General features: G+C 66.9%; 11 protein-coding genes. 10 read left to right on the forward strand and 1 reads right to left on the reverse strand.

Annotated features, from left to right (window positions below):
• A partial coding sequence (locus G370_RS0115880; protein WP_026347196.1) for a M20 family metallopeptidase occupies positions 1-1271 on the reverse strand: 1271 nt, incomplete at its 3' end.
• A 185-nt stretch (positions 1272-1456) separates the two neighbouring features.
• Here G370_RS0115880 and G370_RS0115885 point away from each other — a divergent pair.
• The 10 genes from G370_RS0115885 to G370_RS0115930 all read left to right on the forward strand — a co-directional run bounded on the left by G370_RS0115885 (position 1457) and on the right by G370_RS0115930 (position 18084).
• A complete protein-coding gene (locus G370_RS0115885; protein WP_019661485.1) occupies positions 1457-2701 on the forward strand; it encodes an efflux RND transporter periplasmic adaptor subunit in 1245 nt (414 codons plus the stop codon).
• Between the two features lie 74 nt (positions 2702-2775).
• Positions 2776-6009, forward strand: a complete 3234-nt coding sequence (locus G370_RS0115890) for an efflux RND transporter permease subunit (protein ID WP_019661486.1) — start codon at positions 2776-2778, stop codon at positions 6007-6009.
• Positions 6010-6040: 31 nt separating this feature from the next.
• Entirely contained in the window at positions 6041-9163 is a 3123-nt protein-coding gene (locus G370_RS0115895) for an efflux RND transporter permease subunit (RefSeq protein WP_019661487.1), read from the forward strand.
• Positions 9164-9489: 326 nt separating this feature from the next.
• Positions 9490-11547: a TonB-dependent siderophore receptor gene (locus G370_RS0115900; RefSeq protein ID WP_019661488.1), complete on the forward strand. Its 2058-nt coding sequence runs from the start codon at positions 9490-9492 to the stop codon at positions 11545-11547.
• 182 nt (positions 11548-11729) lie between these two features.
• The gene (gene yccS / locus G370_RS0115905) at positions 11730-13907 is read left to right on the forward strand and encodes a YccS family putative transporter (RefSeq protein ID WP_019661489.1); all 2178 of its coding nucleotides are present in this window, start codon (positions 11730-11732) and stop codon (positions 13905-13907) included.
• A 141-nt stretch (positions 13908-14048) separates the two neighbouring features.
• Positions 14049-14843, forward strand: a complete 795-nt coding sequence (locus tag G370_RS0115910; protein ID WP_019661490.1) for an SDR family NAD(P)-dependent oxidoreductase — start codon at positions 14049-14051, stop codon at positions 14841-14843.
• A gap of 99 nt (positions 14844-14942) precedes the next feature.
• Positions 14943-16832 (forward strand): MFS transporter, encoded by a 1890-nt coding sequence (locus tag G370_RS0115915; RefSeq protein WP_019661491.1) that lies wholly within the window; start codon positions 14943-14945, stop codon positions 16830-16832.
• A gap of 182 nt (positions 16833-17014) precedes the next feature.
• Positions 17015-17302, forward strand: coding sequence for a CD225/dispanin family protein (locus G370_RS0115920; protein ID WP_005419784.1), 288 nt, complete (start codon positions 17015-17017; stop codon positions 17300-17302).
• Positions 17303-17336: 34 nt separating this feature from the next.
• On the forward strand, positions 17337-17615 hold the full coding sequence (locus G370_RS0115925; protein ID WP_019661492.1) for a CD225/dispanin family protein: 279 nt from the start codon (positions 17337-17339) through the stop codon (positions 17613-17615).
• Positions 17616-17658: 43 nt separating this feature from the next.
• Positions 17659-18084, forward strand: a complete 426-nt coding sequence (locus G370_RS0115930) for a DUF2752 domain-containing protein (protein WP_019661493.1) — start codon at positions 17659-17661, stop codon at positions 18082-18084.
• The last annotated feature ends 433 nt before the right edge of the window (positions 18085-18517 follow it).

An 18517-nucleotide genomic window follows, 5' to 3' on the forward strand; every position in this document is an offset into this window, starting at 1 on the left:
AGCAGCGCACGCAGACCCACATCCAGCGCCTTCTCATCCAGCAGGAACTTCGGCGAATGATTGGCCGGCGCCGTCGCCGGGTCGATGCCCACGCTGGTGGAACCGACGAAGAAGAACATGCCAGGCACTTCCTTCGCGTACAGCGAGAAATCCTCCGCGCCCATCTGAAGCGGTGGCTCGTACACGTTGTCCTTGCCCACCACCGCCTGCAGGCTCGGCAGCATCTTCGCGGTCAGCGCCGGGTCGTTCACCGTGGCCGGGTTGCCCTCCGATTCGTAGATGTCGGTCACCGCCTTGGCACCGTGCGCGGCGGCCGTGTGCTCGGCCACGTTGCGCAGGTCGGCGAAGATCTGCTGGCGCATCCCTTCGTCGAAGGTGCGGATGGTGCCGACCATCTCCACTTCATCGGGAATGATGTTGTAGCGGATGCCGCCGTTGATTGCGCCGAAGGTCAGCACCGCCGGTTGCTTGGACAGGTTGGCACGGCGGCTGACGATGGTCTGCGCGGTGCCGACCAGATCGGCGGTGGCGACGATCGGGTCAACACCGTTCCACGGTGCCGAGCCATGCGTCTGGCGCCCGATCACTTTGATGCCGAAACGGTCCGAGGCGGCCATCAACGGGCCACCGCGCACCGCGATCTGGCCGGCCTGCACGCTGGAGAACACATGCAGGCCAAACACCGCCTCCGGCTTGAAATCGGCGAACAGCCCTTCCTTCAGCATAAGTGCGGCACCGCCCTCTTCCGGCGGCGGCGCGCCCTCCTCGGCCGGCTGGAAGATCAGCATCACCTGGCCCGGCAGGTCCTTCTTCATCGACACCAGTGCTTCGGCCACGCCGAGCAGCGTCGCGGTGTGCGCGTCGTGGCCACAGGCATGCATCACGCCCACGGTCTGCCCGCGGTACTGGTCAGTGGCCTTGGAAGCGAACGGCAGGCCGGTCTGCTCGGTCACCGGCAGCGCGTCCATGTCCGCGCGCAATGCGATCTTCGGGCCCGGCTTGCCGCCTTCGATGATCGCCACCACGCCGTGGTGGGCGATGCCGGTCTTCGGCTTCAGGCCCATCGCCCGCAGGCGCTTGGCGACTTCGGCCGAGGTACGCACTTCGCGGTTGGACAGCTCCGGGTGCTGGTGGAAATCACGACGCCACTCGATCACCTTGGACTGCAGCCGCTGCGCGGCGGCGGTCACTTCCGGGCGCTGCCCGTCCTGGGCGTGGGCGAGGGCCGGCAGGGCCAGCAGCAGGGCGGACAGCAGCAGCGAACGGCGCATCACAATCTCCACGGCAGGGGGTTCCAGCTGAATGTAGGGCAACACTGCCGCCACGGGAACCTCCGGCGCGGCATCCGGTCTTAGCGCCCGTCCCATCCGTCATGCAGGAAACGTGATGTGGCACAGGTATGCTTTGCGCATTGCCCCCGGGTCGCGCCCGGTCCAGCCCTTTTGGAGTCCTCGTAATGTCACGTGTTTGGAAGATCGTGCTGCTGGTCGTGGCAGTGCTGGTGCTGGCCGTGGTCGGCCTGCGGGTCATCGGCGGCGGCAAGGACGAGGCTGGAAAACCGGCTGCGGGCGCACGCCAGGGCGGCGAAGACCCGGATGCGGGCCCGGTGCCGGTGACCGTGGTCGATGCCACCCGCCAGGACGTACCGGTGTACGCCAGCGCGCTGGGCACGGTGACCGCAATGAATACCGTTACGGTCAGCCCGCAGGTCGGCGGCCAGCTGATGAGCCTGAATTTCCGCGAAGGCCAGGAAGTGAAGCAGGGTGATGTGCTGGCGGTGATCGATCCGCGCACTGCCCAGGCCAGCTATGACCAGGCCGCGGCAGCCAAGCGCCAGAACGAAGCCCTGCTGGCCACCGCGCGCTCCAACTACCAGCGCTCCAACGCGCCGGAATACCGCCAGTACGTCGCCAAGACCGATCTGGATACACAGCGAAACCAAGTGGCACAGTACGAAAGCGCGGTCGCTGCGAACGAGGCCAGCATGCGCTCGGCGCAGGTGCAGCTGCAGTACACCCGGGTCACTGCGCCGATCTCCGGCATCGCCGGCATCCGTGCGGTCGATGCGGGCAACGTGGTCAACGCCGGCACCGCGCTGGTCACGCTGACCCAGATCCATCCGATCCACGTGCTGTTCAACCTGCCCGAGCGCCAGCTGGGTGATGTGCGCCAGGCACAGGCCGCCGGCACGGTGCCGGTGGCCGCGCTGGACCGCGCCGACTCGCATGTTCTGTCCGGCGACGGCAAGCTGGACGTGGTCGACAACCTGATCAGTGCGGACAGCGGCACGTTCAAGGCACGTGCGGTCTTCGACAACACCGACAATGGCCTGTGGCCGGGCCAGTTCGTCAACGTGCGCATGCAGCTGCGCACGATCGCCGGTGGCGTGGTCATCCCGACCCAGGCGGTGCTGCGTGGCCCGGATGGCGAATACGTCTATGTCGTGCAGGGCGACAACACGGTGAAGATGCAGACCGTGCGCAGCGGCGTGGAAGTGGGCGACAGCCAGGTGCAGATTGCCGAAGGCCTGAAGGGCGGCGAGCGGGTGGTCAGTGAAGGCCAGTTCCGCCTGAAGCCGGGCAGCAAGGTCACCGCACTGAAGCCGGGCCAGACCCCGGCCGCACCGACCGAGGCCGAGCTGAAGGCGGCCGAGCAGAAGAACGGTGGCGGCGGTGGCCGTCGCGGTGGTGGCCCGCGCTGAGCGCAGGCGACTGTTCTCCCTCGCGCCGGCATGCTCGTCGGCGCCGACATTGAAGTGCCAGCAAGGATCAGTCCGTGGGCTTTTCGACGATCTTCATCCGCCGCCCGATCGCCACCTCGCTGTTGATGGCGGGCCTGTTGCTGCTGGGCATCCTCGGCTACCGCAAGCTGCCGGTGTCGGCGCTGCCGGAAATCGATGCGCCCAGCCTGGTGGTCACCACCCAGTACCCCGGCGCCAACGCCACCACCATGGCCTCGCTGGTCACCACGCCGCTGGAGCGCCAGTTCGGGCAGATCTCCGGGCTGGAGCTGATGACCTCCGACTCGTCGGCCGGGTTGTCCACGATCATCCTGCAGTTCTCGATGGACCGGAACATCGACATCGCCGCGCAGGACGTACAGGCGGCGATACGCCAGGCCACCCTGCCCTCGTCGCTGCCCTACCAGCCGGTCTACAACCGGGTGAACCCGGCTGACGCGGCCATCGTTACCTTGAAACTGACGTCTGACACGCGTCCGCTGCGCGATGTCAACAACTACGCCGACTCCATCCTGGCCCAGCGCCTGTCACAGGTGCAGGGCGTCGGCCTGGTCTCGATTGCCGGCAACGTGCGCCCGGCCGTGCGCATCCAGGTCAATCCGGCGCAGCTGTCGAACATGGGCCTGACCCTGGAACAGCTGCGCAGCGCGCTCACCCAGGCCAACGTCAATGCGCCCAAGGGCTCGTTGAACGGCAAGACCCAGTCCTACAGCATCGGCACCAACGACCAGCTGGCCAGCGCCGCCGAGTACCGCGACACCATCATCAGCTACAAGAACGGCCGCCCGGTGCGGCTGTCGGACGTGGCCGAGGTGGTCGATGGCGTGGAGAACGACCAGCTCGCCGCCTGGGCCGATGGCAAGCCGGCGGTGCTGTTGGAAGTGCGGCGCCAGCCCGGTGCCAACATCGTGCAGACGGTCGAGCGCATCCGCGCGATCCTGCCGCAGCTGCAGGGCGTGCTGCCAGCCGACGTGCACCTGGAGATCTTCAACGACCGTACCGAGACCATCCGCGCCTCGGTGCACGAAGTGCAGTTCACCCTGATCCTCACCATCGGCCTGGTGGTGGCGGTGATCTTCGTGTTCCTGCGCCGGTTGTGGGCCACGATCATTCCCTCGGTGGCGGTACCGCTCTCGCTGGCCGGCACTTTCGCGGTGATGGCCTTTGCCGGCATGTCGCTGGACAACCTCTCGCTGATGGCGCTGGTGGTGGCCACCGGTTTCGTGGTCGACGATGCGATCGTGATGATCGAGAACATCGTGCGGTATATCGAACAGGGCAAGAGCGGCAAGGAAGCGGCCGAGATCGGTGCACGCCAGATCGGCTTCACCGTGCTGTCGCTGACCATCTCGCTGGTGGCGGTGTTCCTGCCGCTGCTGCTGATGCCCGGTGTGACCGGCCGCCTGTTCCATGAGTTCGCCTGGGTGCTGAGCATCGCGGTGGTGCTGTCGATGCTGATCTCGCTGACGCTCACCCCGATGATGTGTGCCTACCTGCTCAAGCCCGATGCCCTGCCCGAGGGCGAGGACGCGCATGAGCGCGCGGCGGCGGCCGGCAAGCAGAACCTGTGGACGCGCACCGTCGGCCTGTACGAGCACAGCCTGGACTGGGTGCTGGGCCACCAGCGCCTGACCCTGGCCGTGGCCGGCGGCGCACTGGTGCTGACCGTGCTGCTGTACGTGCTGATCCCCAAGGGCCTGCTGCCCGAACAGGACACCGGCCTGATCACCGGCGTGGTGCAGGCCGACCAGAACATCGCCTTCCCGCAGATGGAGCAGCGCACCAGGCAGGTGGCCGAAGCGCTGCGCCAGGATCCGGACGTGACCGGCGTGTCGGCCTTCATCGGCGCCGGCAGCATGAACCCCACGCTCAACCAGGGCCAGCTGTCGATCGTGCTGAAGGAACGCGGCGAGCGCGATGGCCTGGAGGAGATCCTGCCGCGCCTGCAGAAGGCAGTGGCCGGCATTCCGGGGGTGGCGCTGTACCTGAAGCCGGTGCAGGACGTAACCCTGGATACCCGTGTGGCCGCCACCGAGTACCAGTACTCGCTGTCGGACGTGGATTCGGCGACGGTGGCGACCCAGGCCACGCGCCTGACCGAAGCGCTGCGCAAGCGCCCGGAACTGGCCGACGTCGACAACAACCTGTCCAGCCAGGGCCGCGCCCTGGAGCTGAACATCGACCGCGACAAGGCCAGCGTGCTGGGCGTGCCGATGCAGACCATCGACGACACGCTCTACGATGCGTTCGGCCAGCGCCAGATCTCGACCATCTTCACCGAGCTCAACCAGTATCGCGTGGTGCTGGAAGTGGCACCGGAGTTCCGCACCAGCACCGCGCTGATGGAACAGCTGGCGGTCGCCTCCAACGGCGCCGGCGCATTGACCGGCACCAATGCCACCAGCTTCGGCCAGGTCACCTCCTCCAACTCGTCCACCGCCACCGGCATCGGCGCGCAGAACACCGGCATCACGGTCGGCGCCGGCAACATCATTCCGCTGTCGGCGCTGGCCGAAGGCAAGGTGAGCAGCGCACCGCTGGTGGTCAGCCACCAGCAGCAGCTGCCGGCGGTGACGGTGTCGTTCAACGTGGCGCCGGGCTATTCGCTGTCCGAAGCGGTGCGAGCGATCCAGGAGACCAAGGACAGCCTGGACATGCCGGCACATCTGCATGCCGAATTCATCGGCAAGGCAGCCGAGTTCACCGGCAGCCAGACCGATGTGGTGTGGCTGCTGCTGGCCTCGCTGGTGGTGATCTACATCGTGCTGGGCGTGCTCTACGAGAGCTACATCCACCCGATCACGATCATCTCCACCCTGCCGCCGGCCGGTGTCGGCGCGCTGCTGGCGCTGATGCTGTGCGGGCTGAGCCTGTCGGTGGATGGCATCGTCGGCATCGTGCTGCTGATCGGCATCGTCAAGAAGAACGGCATCATGATGGTCGACTTCGCGATCGAGGCGCGCCGCGCCGGTGCCAACGCGCATGACGCGATCCGTCGCGCCTGCCTGCTGCGCTTCCGCCCGATCATGATGACCACCGCCGCAGCCATGCTCGGCGCACTGCCGCTGGCGCTGGGCACCGGCATCGGTTCGGAGCTGCGCCGCCCGCTGGGTATCGCCATCGTCGGCGGCCTGCTGCTGTCGCAGCTGGTCACGCTGTACACCACGCCGGTGATCTACCTGTACATGGAGCGCTTCTCCGAGTGGCTGGCGCGCCGCCGCGAACAGCGCGCGCTGCGCAATGGTTCGCTGCAGGAGCCGCAGGCATGATCCACGCCCCGCTGCTGCGGGAGGCCGCACGATGAACCTGTCCGGCCCTTTCATCCGCCGCCCGATCGGCACCGCGCTGCTGGCCATCGGCTTGTTCATGGTCGGCCTGATCTGCTACCTGCGCCTGGGCGTGTCGGCGCTGCCGAACATCGAGATCCCCGTGATCTTCGTGCACGCCAGCCAGTCCGGCGCCGATGCGGCAACCATGGCGTCCACGGTCACCGCACCGCTGGAACGCCACCTCGGCCAGCTGCCGGGCATCGACCGCATGCGCTCGTCGAGCTCGGAAGGCAGCTCGCTGGTGTTCATGATCTTCCAGAGCGGCCACGACATCGATTCGGCCGCGCTGGACGTGCAGACCGCGATCAACTCGGCGCAGGCCGACCTGCCCTCGGGCATGGGCTCGCCGATGTACCAGAAGGCAAACCCGAACGACGACCCGGTCATCGCCATTGCGCTGACCTCGCAGACGCAGTCTGCCGACGAGCTCTACAACGTCGCCGATTCGCTGCTGGCACAGCGCATCCGCCAGATCAGCGGCGTGGCCTCGGTGGACATCGCCGGTGCCTCGACGCCGGCCGTGCGCGTGGACGTCAACCTGCGCCTGATGAACGCGCTGGGCCTGACTGCCGATGATCTGCGCAACGCCGTACGCGCAGCCAATGTCACCTCGCCCACCGGCTTCCTCAGCGATGGAAATACCACCACCGCGATCATCGCCAACGATTCGGTCGCGCGTGCAGCCGACTTCGCCGACCTGGTGGTGAAGACCCAGGGCGATGGCCGGGTGATCCGCCTGAAGGACATCGCCAACGTCTATGACGGCCAGCAGGATGCCTACCAGGCCGCCTGGTTCGACCACAAGCCGGCGGTGGTGATGTACGTGTTCACCCGCGCCGGGGCCAACATCGTGGAGACCGTGGACCGGGTCAAGGCGCAGATTCCCGCGCTGCGCGACTACCTGCAGCCCGGCACCACGATGACGCCGTACTTCGACCGTACGCCGACCATCCGCTCGTCGCTGCATGAAGTGCAGATTACCCTGCTGATCAGCCTGGCGATGGTGGTGCTGACCATGGCGCTGTTCCTGCGCCGGCTGGCGCCGACGCTGATCGCCGCCGTAACCGTGCCGCTGTCGCTGGCCGGTGCGGCGCTGGTGATGTACGTGATGGGCTTCACCCTGAACAACCTGAGCCTGCTGGCGCTGGTGATCGCGATCGGCTTCGTGGTGGACGATGCGATCGTGGTGATCGAGAACATCATGCGCCATCTCGACGAGGGCATGCCGCGCATGCAGGCGGCACTGACCGGCGCGCGCGAGATCGGCTTCACCATCGTCTCGATCACTGCCTCGCTGGTGGCGGTGTTCATTCCGCTGCTGTTCGCCAGCGGCATGATGGGCGCGTTCTTCCGCGAGTTCACCGTCACCCTGGTGGCGGCCATTGTGGTCTCGATGATCGTCTCGCTGACGCTGACCCCGGCGCTGTGCAGCCGCTTCCTCAGTGCGCACGACCACAGCGCGCCGCCGTCGCGTTTCGGCCGCTGGCTCGATGCCGGCCACGAGCGGATGCTGCGCATCTACACCGTGTTCCTCGACTTCTCGCTGCGCCACGCGCTGCTGCTGTCGTTGACGCCGTTACTGCTGATCGCCGCCACCATCTTCCTGTTCGGTGCAGTGAAGAAGGGTGCGTTCCCGCCGCAGGACACCGGCCTGATCTGGGGCCGGGCCAATTCCAGCGCCACTGTTTCCTTCGAGGACATGGTCAGCCGCCAGCGTCGCATCACCGACATGCTGATGGCCGACCCGGCAGTGAAGACCGTGGGCGTTCGCCTGGGCAGCGGCCGCCAGGGGTCGAGTGCGCAGTTCAACATCGAGCTGAAATCGCGCAGGGAAGGCCGTCGCGAAACCACCGCGCACGCCCTGGCGCGGCTGAGCGCCAAGGCCGACCGCTACCCCGACCTGCAACTGCGCCTGCGCGCTATCCAGGATCTGCCCAGCAATGACGGCGGCGGCTCAAGCCAGGGCGCGCAGTACCGCATCTCGCTGCAGGGCAACGACCTGGCATCACTGCAGGAGTGGCTGCCCAAGCTGCAGGCGGAGCTGAAGAAGAACCCGAAGCTGCGCGACGTCGGCACCGATGTGGACAATGCCGGCCTGCGCCAGAACATCCAGATCGACCGCGCAAAGGCCGCGCGCCTGGGCATCACGGTGGGCGCCATCGACGGCGCGCTGTACGGTGCGTTCGGCCAGCGCCAGATCTCCACCATCTATTCGGACATCAACCAGTACAGCGTGGTGGTCAATGCCCTGCCCTCGCAGACCGCCACCCCGGCGGCGCTGGATGAGGTGTACGTGCGTGCGCGCAACGGCGACATGGTGCCGATCACCGCGGTGGCCACCCAGGTGCCCGGCCTGGCACCGTCGCAGATCACCCATGAAAACCAGTACACGACGATGGACCTCAGCTACAACCTTGCTCCGAACGTGAGCATGGGCGAAGCCAAGGCGATCATCGACGCCACCGTAGCCGGCATGCGCATGCCCGGTGACATCCGCCTGGCCGACGACGCGGGCTTCGGCTTCAACTCCGATCCCAGCGACATGCTGATCCTGGTGTTTGCCGCGATCCTGACCGTCTACCTGGTGCTGGGCATGCTCTACGAGAGCCTGATCCACCCGGTCACCATCCTGTCCACGCTGCCGGCGGCGGGCGTCGGTGCGCTGCTGGCGTTGTTCGGCACCAACACCGAACTGTCGGTGATCTCGATGATCGCGCTGGTGCTGCTGATCGGCATCGTCAAGAAGAACGCGATCATGATGATCGACTTCGCGCTGGTGGCGCAGCGCGAGCATGGGCTGGCGCCGCGCGAGGCGGCACGCGAGGCCAGCATCGTGCGCTTCCGTCCGATCATGATGACCACGATGGTGGCGATCCTGGCAGCGGTTCCGCTGGCGATCGGCCTGGGCGAAGGGTCCGAACTGCGTCGTCCGCTGGGTATCGCGATGATCGGCGGCCTGCTGTTCTCGCAGAGCCTGACCCTGCTCAGCACGCCGGCACTGTACGTGATCTTCTCCTGCCTGGCCGAACGCTGGCGGGCCCGTCGCGCGCGCAGGCGCGAAGCGAAGCTGCTCAAGCGCGCGCAGCGGGCGTAGAGCGGCCCATCCACGCATGGCGTGGATCTACGGGGGTAGAGCCGGCCACTGGCCGGCTTTCTCCGTACGGCGAATCTGCCGGCCAGCGGCCGGCACTACCGTGGATGCGAATGGTGGGTACGGACCGTGGGTGCGGACCGTTGGTCCGCACGCCTCCAGGTTTGACGTGCCGTAACGAAAAGAGAACAATTCTCATCCAGCTACGGTCCTGCGCCCCGTTGCGGCGCCCCGCTGCCTTCCCCGGCCAGCCTGCGTGATCCCAGCCACTGCCCCTTCCCCCACCCGTGGGCGGATGGCCTGTGGCCGTCCGTCGAGGACCACCATCGATGCTGCCTTCCCGTCTCCCCCGCCTGGCCCTGCTGGCCTCCGCCCTGTCCGCCGCCTGCGCTGCCCATGCCGAAGCGCCGGCCGTCAGCCGCAAAGCCACCGATCTGGATGCGGTGAATGTCACCGCCGAACGCACCCATACCGACGCCGGCGCACTGGGCGACCGCGCCCTGCGCGACACTCCGTTTGCGATCACCGCTGTTGGCCGCGAGCAGATCGAGCAGCGCCAGGTGGTCTCGCTGGGCGAAGCCTTCCTGCTCGACCCTTCGGTCACCACCCAGGTCAGCGCCTACGCCAGCGGCTGGAGCTCACCCATCCGCAATCGCGGTATCGAACTGAATTTTGACAGCTATCGCGTCAATGGCCTGCAGGTCTCTTCCTGGGGTACCGAATGGCCGCTGGAAGTGATGGAACAGGTCGATCTGCTGAAAGGCCCGGGCGGCTTCCTGTACGGGTTCGGTGCACCCGGCGGCATCGTCAACTACATCACCAAGAAGCCGACGGACACGCCCACCTTCTCCGCCCAGCTGGGTTGGCGTGAACAGGGCATCGTCAGCGGCGGCATCGACGTTGGCGGACGTTTCGGCAACGAGCAGATGTTCGGCTACCGTTTCAACGCCTTCCAGGAAAAGGGCGAGACCTTCAATGGTGGGCACGTCGATCGCAAGGTTGGCGCACTCTCGCTGGATGCCCGCCTGAGCGATGTACTGACCTGGACCTTCGACGGCGTATTCCAGTCACGCGATCTGCGCGAAGAATCGCCGCAGTACTACTTCCGTGGCCTGACATCGCTGCCGCGACCGATTGCCGGGGATACCCACAACAGCGTGCCCGGCACCTACTACGACACCCGATCCAGCCTGCTGTCGACCGGCTTGAACTGGCAGATCAACAGCGACTGGAAAGCCAGCCTGAGTTACGGCGTCACCACCTCGTGGAACGACGTCAACAAGATCTTCGCCTACATCGACAATCCCAACGGCGACTATGACGTCAACGTCTACGAACTGGGCGGCAAGAGCGAGTGGAAGCTGGCCCAGGCGATGCTGCAGGGCAGCTTCCGCACTGGCCCGCTGCAGCATCAGGTGGTGGCGGGCATCAGCCACCAGACCGGGCTGGGCTGGGACCGCCCCTACGAATGGAACCTGATCGGCCGCGGCAACCTGTACCAGCGCCACGCCATCCGCCACGATGCCGTCGGTTCACGAGTGATGACCCGTGGCGACGAAGCCGTGCAGCAAGCGGTGTTCGCAAGCGATACCGTCGATCTCGGCAGTGGCTGGTCGGTGCTGGCAGGCTGGCGTTACAACGACTACGAGACCAGGGGCCGCTACCACACCTACCCGGTCACACCGACCTACGCGGTGATGCTCAAGCCCCGCGAGGCCGTCACCCTCTACGCCAGCTACATCGAATCGCTGGAAGCGGGCAGCCGCGTGGGCAACAGCTACGTCAACGCCGGCGACGTGCTCGACCCGACCATCAGCAAGCAGTACGAGATCGGCGCGAAGGTCGAGGGGGCACGCTGGAATGCGAACCTGGCGGCGTTCCGGCTGGAGCGTGGCGCCAACATCGATGAGCTCACGCCTGCCGGCAAGCGCCTGGTGCAGGACGGCATCACGCTGTACGAAGGCATCGAAGCCAGTGCCGACCTGCACCTCAACGATGCCCTGACGGTCGGCGGTGGCGTCACCTGGCTGGACCCGACCTACGACAGGCTGTCGCCGGCCAGCGCCGCACAGGAAGGCAACCGTACCGCCGGTGCCGCGCGCTGGAGCGGCGTCATGCATGCCACCTACCAGCTGCCGTGGGTGGACGGCCTGGAAACGTATGCGGCCGTGCGCTACTACGGCGATGTCTGGTACGACGCCGACAACACCCTGAAGCTGCCCGACTACACGCTGGTGAATGCCGGCGTCGGCTACCGGCTGCTTGCCTCGGGCCACCCGGTGACCCTGCGTGCCAGCGTCGAGAACCTGGCCAACCGGAAGTACTGGTCCAACGCTGGCGCCGGCCTGCCGCGTACGTTCGCGGTGAGCGTTCGGTTCGACATGTAACCCCGGCAACCCCGTAGTGCCGGCCGCCGGCCGGCTCCTCGCACCTTCGTCCGGGCGCATGAAGAGCCGGGCAACGGCCGGCACTACCGCGTATCGAGCGGAAAATCATCCACGCGTGGCGTGGATCTACCATTTCACGCGTGGCCCGCAATAATGGTGGAAGACCCTTCCACCGAGCCTGCATGTCCGCCCGCCAATCCCGCCTCAGCCGCCTGTGGGCCCACGAAAAGGCCAGTTACGGCCTGCGCGTGTTCATCGCCCTGGCCGCAGCGCTTGCCGTGTGCTGGCAGCTGGATGCGCTCACCGCCCTGCCCGGCGTGTTTCTCGGCATCATCGCCAGCGCCATCGCCGAGACCGACGACAACTGGTGGGGCCGCACCAAGGCGGTACTGCTGTCGCTGCTGTGTTTCTGCCTTGCCGCAGCATCGGTGATCTGGCTGTTCCCGTGGCCGTGGATCTTCATTGGCGCGCTGGCGCTGTCCACCTTCGGCCTGACCCTGCTCGGTGCGCTCGGCGAGCGCTATGCGTCGATCGCCCAGGCGACGGTGACGCTGGCGATCTACACCATGATCGGCCTGGAGCAGCATGGCGCCGGCGACCTGCACAGCGCGCTGGACGCGGTCAGCCACCTGCTGGCCGGTGCGGTCTGGTATGGCCTGCTGTCGATCCTGTGGACCGCGCTGTTCGCCAACCGTCCGGTGCGCGAACGCGTGGCGCGGCTGTATCAGGAACTGGGCCACTACCTGCAGCTGAAGGCCGCGCTGTTCGAGCCGGTGAGGGAAGCAGACCTGCAACGTCGCCAACTCGACCTGGCCGAACAGAACCGGCGTGTGGTCGGTGCGTTGAACGAGGCCAAGACCGCGATCCTGGCCCGCTTCGGCCGTTCCGGGCGGCCGGGCGTGAACTCCGGTCTGTACCTGCGTCTCTATTACATGGCACAGGATTTCCACGAGCGCGCCAGTTCCTCGCACTACCCCTATGGCGCGCTGGTCGACGCCTTCTTCCACAGCGATGTGCTGTACCGCTGCCAGCGCCTGCTCGACCTGCAGGGCCAGGCCTGCGCGCGCCTGGGCGAAGCGATCCGCCTGCGCCGTCCGTTCGTGTATGGCGAAAGCAACCAGCAGGCCGGACGCGATCTGGCCGATGCGCTGGCCTACCTGCGTGACCAGCAGCGCCCGCAGTGGCAGCGCCTGCTTGGTTCTCTGGACCTGCTGGTGCACAACCTGCGCAGCATCGAGCGCCGCCTGCTGGACGCCGAGCGCTCCGAGGCCAGTCTGGACAACGTCGACACCCGCCTGCGCGACAGCAACCCGCACACGTTGCGCGAGATGGGCGTGCGCATCCGCCAGCAGCTCACGCCCGGCTCGGTGCTATTCCGCCATGGCCTGCGCATGGCGCTGGCGCTGATCGCCGGCTTTGCCGCGATACGCCTGTTCAATGCACAGAACGGCTCGTGGGTGCTGCTGACCATCGTGTTCGTGTGCCGCCCCAACTTCGGTGCCACCCGCCAGCGCCTGGCGCAACGCATCGTCGGCACCGTGGCCGGCCTGGTACTGACCTGGGCGCTGTTGCAGCTGTTCCCACAGCTGCACGTGCAGCTGCTGATCGCACTACTGTCGGCGCTGCTGTTCTTCTTCACCCGTACCGATCGCTACCTGGTGGCATCGGCGGCGATCACGGTGATGGCGCTGACCTGCTTCAACCTTATCGGCGACGGCTTCGTGCTGATCGTGCCGCGCATGGTCGATACGCTGCTGGGCTGCGCGATCGCCGCCGTCGCCGCATTCCTGATCCTGCCCGACTGGCAGGGCCGCCAGCTGCACCTCGTGCTGGCGCGCGTTCTGGATACCGCTGCGCGCTACCTCGATTCGGTGCTGGGCCAGTACCGCAGCGGCATGCGCGATGACCTGGCCTACCGCATCGCCCGCCGCGACATGCACAACGCCGACGCCGCGCTGTCCACCGCATTGTCGAACATGCTGCGCGAACCCGGCCATGTGCGCCGCAATCTGGATGCCGGCTTCCGCTTCCTGGCGCTGTCCAACACGCTGCTGGGGCATCTGTCGGCGCTGGGTGCGCACCGCGACCAGGTGGACAGCTATGCTGGCGATCCACTGGCGCTGGCCGCGGGCGATCGCGTGCGCAAGGCACTTCAGCAGCTGGCGACGGCGCTGACCGCGCGGCAACCCGTTGCGGAAGATGACAACGACTCAGACCGCGCGGTGGCCGCCGAGCTGGAGCAGATCGACGAGGCGATGCCGCCGAAACTGCAGCTGATCCGTACCCAGATGGCGCTGGTGCTGCGGATGCTGCCGAAGGTGCGTGCAGCGGCCAATGAGGCAGTGACCAACCTGACCTGATTCCTTGTCGCTGGTCGGACATCCCATCCGCGCGTGGCGTGGATCTACTGCACCGTGTGCAACCGTGTGTTGCGCCTTGCGATGCATCCCGATCACGTTCCCGCGCGGATACTGGGTGATCCCCTGGTACTGGAATCCTCCATGAAGATCGAACTCGCCGGCCGCACCGCGCTGGTCACCGCCTCCACCGCCGGCATCGGCCTGGCGATCGCCCAGGGTCTTGCCGCGGCGGGTGCGCAGGTCATTCTCAACGGCCGCAGCACCGACAGTGTCGAACGCGCCCGCCAGCGCCTGCTCGCTACCGTTCCGGGTGCCGAGGTGATCGGCATGGCCGCCGACCTTTCCGATGCAGCCGGTGTCGATGTGCTGCTGGCCGGCCTGCCCAAGATCGACATCCTGGTCAACAACGCCGGCATCTTCGGCCCACAGGACTTCTTCGAGACCGATGACGCCACCTGGGAGCGCTACTGGCAGACCAACGTGATGTCCGGTGTGCGCCTGTCGCGGGCACTGCTGCCGGCGATGGTCGATGCCGGCTGGGGTCGCGTGCTGTTCATCTCCTCCGAATCGGCACGCAACATTCCCGCCGACATGATCCACTACGGGGTCAGCAAGACCGCGCAGCTGTCGCTGTCGCGCGGCCTGGCCAAGCGCGTGGCCGGCAGTGGCGTCACCGTCAACGCGGTGCTGCCCGGCCCGACCCTGTCCGATGGCTTCGCGGCGATGTTCGAGGATGAACGCCAGCGCAGCGGCAAGCCGCTGGAGCAGATCGGCCGCGAGTTCGTGATGGCACACAGGCCATCCTCGGTGATCCAGCGCACTGCCACGGTCGAGGAAGTGGCCAACATGGTGGTGTACCTGGCCTCGCCGCAGGCTTCCGCCACCTCCGGCGCGGCGCTGCGCGTGGACGGCGGCGTGGTCGACGATATCGTCTGAGGGTGCTGGCAGGTGTGCGGACCAACGGGTCCGCACCCACAGGTCCGTACCCACAGCAGATGGGCAGGAATGCTAGGCTGCGCCGGTCAAGGAGGCTCCATGTCCGGTCACAACCAGTTCGCCCTGCTGCGCCAGCGCCGTTTCCTGCCGTTCTTCGTGGTCCAGGCACTCGGCGCGTTCAACGACAACGTGTACCGGCAGGCGATCATCAGCATGTTGCTGTTCATGGCCGTGCCGGAGGAGGAGCTGGGGCTGTACGCCACGCTGGCACCGGCCATCTTCATCCTGCCCTACTTCCTGTTCTCGGCACTGGCCGGGCAGATCGCCGACAAACTTGAGAAATCGCGACTGATCGTGATCACCACCACCATGGAGATCGTGATCATGTCGCTGGCGGCCGCCGGCTTCCTCACCCAGAGCCTGCCGGTGCTGCTGGTGGCCCTGTTCTGCACCGGCATGCAGTCGACCCTGTTCGGCCCGGTGAAGTACTCGGTGCTGCCGTCGGTGCTCAAGCCCGAGGAACTGACCGGCGGCAACGGCCTGGTCGAGATGGGCACCTCGATGTCGATCCTGTCCGGCATGATCGTCGGCGGCCTGGTGTTCACCGTGGCCGGCAGCCACGGCACCGTGGTGGCGGCCTGCGCGATCATCGCGCTGGCGATCTGCGGCAACATCGCCGCGCGCCTGATTCCCAAGGTCGATGCCGGCGACCCGAACCTGAAGATCAACTGGAACCCGCTGCCGGAATCACTGGCGGTGCTGCGCATGGCGCGCCAGCAGAAAGCCGTGCGCAATTCGATCCTGGGCGTGTCCTGGTTCTGGTTCGTCGGCACCGTGCTGACCTCGCAGCTACCGGCCTATGCGGTGACCAACCTGGGCGGTGAGCCAACCCTGTACATCTTTGCGCTGGCCCTGTTCTCGGTTGGCACCGGCATCGGCTCGCTGCTGTGCGAGAAGCTGTCGGCGCGCACGGTGGAAATCGGCCTGGTGCCGCTGGGCGCGTTCGGCATGACCGCGTTCCTGCTCGACCTGTACTTCGCCCGCAGCGGCGAGGCGACCGTGCAGGGGCTGGCCATCGGGCCGTTCCTGCAGCAGCCGGGCAGCAGCCGCATCGTCATCGACCTGGTCGGCATCGGCCTGTTCACCGGCATCTTCGTGGTGCCGCTGTTCGCGCTGATCCAGAGCCGCACGCCGAAGGCGCAGATGTCGCGCGTGTTCGCGGCGCTGAACATCCAGAATTCCGGCTTCATCGTCGCTGCGGCCCTGCTGTCGCTGGCCGCGCACACGCTGCTGCACTGGACCATCCCGCAGCAGTTCCTGGCGCTGGCCATCGCCAACGCGCTGGTGGCGATCTACATCTTCACCATCGTCCCCGAATTCCTGATGCGCTTCCTCAGCTGGCTGATGGTGCGCACGCTGTACCGGCTGCGCCCGCACGGCATCGAGGCCAACGTGCCCGACGAAGGCGCCGCGCTGCTGGTCTGCAACCATGTCAGCTACATGGACGCGCTGATCCTGTCGGCGACGATTCCACGCCCGGTGCGCTTCGTCATGTACTACCGGATCTTCAACATCCCGGTGATGCGCTGGATCTTCCGCACGGCCAAGGCGATCCCGATCGCCGGCGCGCGCGAAGACCCGGCGCTGATGCAGCGCGCGTTCGACGAGATTGACGCCGCGTTGGCCGAAGGTGAGCTGGTCTGCATCTTCCCGGAAGGTGCGCTGACCAGGGATGGTGCGATGGCCCCGTTCAAGTCCGGCGTTGAGAAGATCCTCCAACGGCGGCCGGTGCCGGTGGTGCCGATGGCCCTGCGCGGCATGTGGTCGAGCATGTGGAGCCGGCGCGACAGCCGCCTGGGCCGCATGCGGGTGCCGCGCCGTTTCCGTGCCACCGTCGAAGTGGTCGCGGCGCCGGCCGTGGATGGCCACAGCACCAGCGCCCCGGTGCTGGAGGCCCAGGTGCGGGCACTGCGCGGCGATCACGCCTGACGGAACCGGCCCGCCAGGCGGGCCCGGCGACCTCCCCCACATACGTCACCGTCCAGTGGCGTACGCGACATGTCGTGACTGTAAACGCATACATGCAACGTCGGTTGCGGTAGATTACGCACCCACAGGGGGGAGGTCCGGCCGATACATCACGGCTGGCCACCAAGGAATGGAGTCTTGCTTTGAATCAACCACCACCGCTCAGCCGTCCGGTCTACATCCCCAACCATCTGGTCTGGGCGATCCTGACGACGCTGTTCTGCTGCCTGCCGTTGGGCGTGGTGTCGATCGTCTATGCCTCCCAGGTCGATGGCCGCCGCGCGGCCGGCGACCTGCCGGGGGCCTACAGTGCGTCGCGCAAGGCGGGCTGGTGGGCGGTGGCTTCGGCCGTGGCCCTGCCGGTCCTGTTGCTGTTGTGGTTCGGGCTGTTCGGCGGCTTGGCCGTGCTGGGCGCTCTTTCCGACCAATGATCTACCACCACCACCCATCAAGGAGCTTGAACCCATGAATACCGCCACTCCGCAGGTCCCGAACAACCTGGTCTGGGCGATCCTGACCACCCTGTTCTGCTGCCTGCCGGCCGGCATCGTGTCGATCGTCTATGCCGCCCAGGTCAACGGCAAGCTGGCCGCTGGCGACATTGCCGGCGCCCAGGACTCCGCCGCGAAGGCCAAGAAGTGGGCCATCTGGTCGGCCATCGCCTGGGCCGTCGTGGTCGTGCTGTACGTGCTGTTCTTCGTTGTGCTCGGCGGCATGGGCGCGATGAGCAACAGCGGCTACTGATACGCTTGGACGGATCCGGCGCCTGCGCCGGATCCGTTGTTGCATGTCCGCGCTTCCTGCTCGTTCCCGGTTCGCCCGCTGGGCGCCGCTGCTGGTTTCCGCCGGCCTGGCCGCGGGCGCCACGGTGGTCCTGCGCAACGTCAATCCGTATGTCGCCGGCAATCCCTTGCCGAGCTGCCCGCTCTACGCCCTGACCGGCCTGTACTGCCCGGGCTGTGGCAGCACGCGCTGCCTGTATTCCCTGGTCCACTTCGACCTGCCCGGCGCGATGGCGATGAACCCGCTGCTGGTCATCAGCCTGCCCTTCCTGTTGCTGATGCTGCTGAACATCGCCGGCATCCGCCCACGCCTGCTCGACCCGCTCATGCGGGTGCTGGCCAATCCTGTGTTCTGGCTCTGGGTGCTGCCTGGGTATGCGCTGCTGCGCAACCTGCCGTGGGCACCGTTTACCGCGCTGGCGCCGATCTAGGTTTCCAGCCAACGGCGCAGCCCCTCGTGGTGGGCCGGTATCTGAAGGCAAAAGCGCCGGGGTTGGCCGGGCGGGTGGGCTGCGCAGGGGCCGCTGCAAGTACGTCCATGTAAGCTCGGTCGCCGCATCCATGCGGCTCACGCCCCTGCGCAGCCCACCCGCCCGGCCACGGACAGTTTCCGTGTGCGTCCACCACGGAAAAGAAAGAGAAGATCAAAAGCGGAAGCGGATCGCTTCGCTCTGCATCCACGCATGGCGTGGATCTACCGTGTCGACCAAGGTCGACACCTACCCGCAATCGCAGGTCACCCACCGCCACCGGGAAACCATCGGGGGTGGGGCGGTGTGGGGCTGCAGGACCGTTGGCGCCATGGATGGCGCCATCGAGCCCCCAGGGACGGGTTTACGGCGTGTCCTGCAGCCCCACACCGCC

The organism is Stenotrophomonas hibiscicola ATCC 19867 (assembly GCF_000382065.1).
Classification (GTDB): domain Bacteria; phylum Pseudomonadota; class Gammaproteobacteria; order Xanthomonadales; family Xanthomonadaceae; genus Stenotrophomonas; species Stenotrophomonas hibiscicola.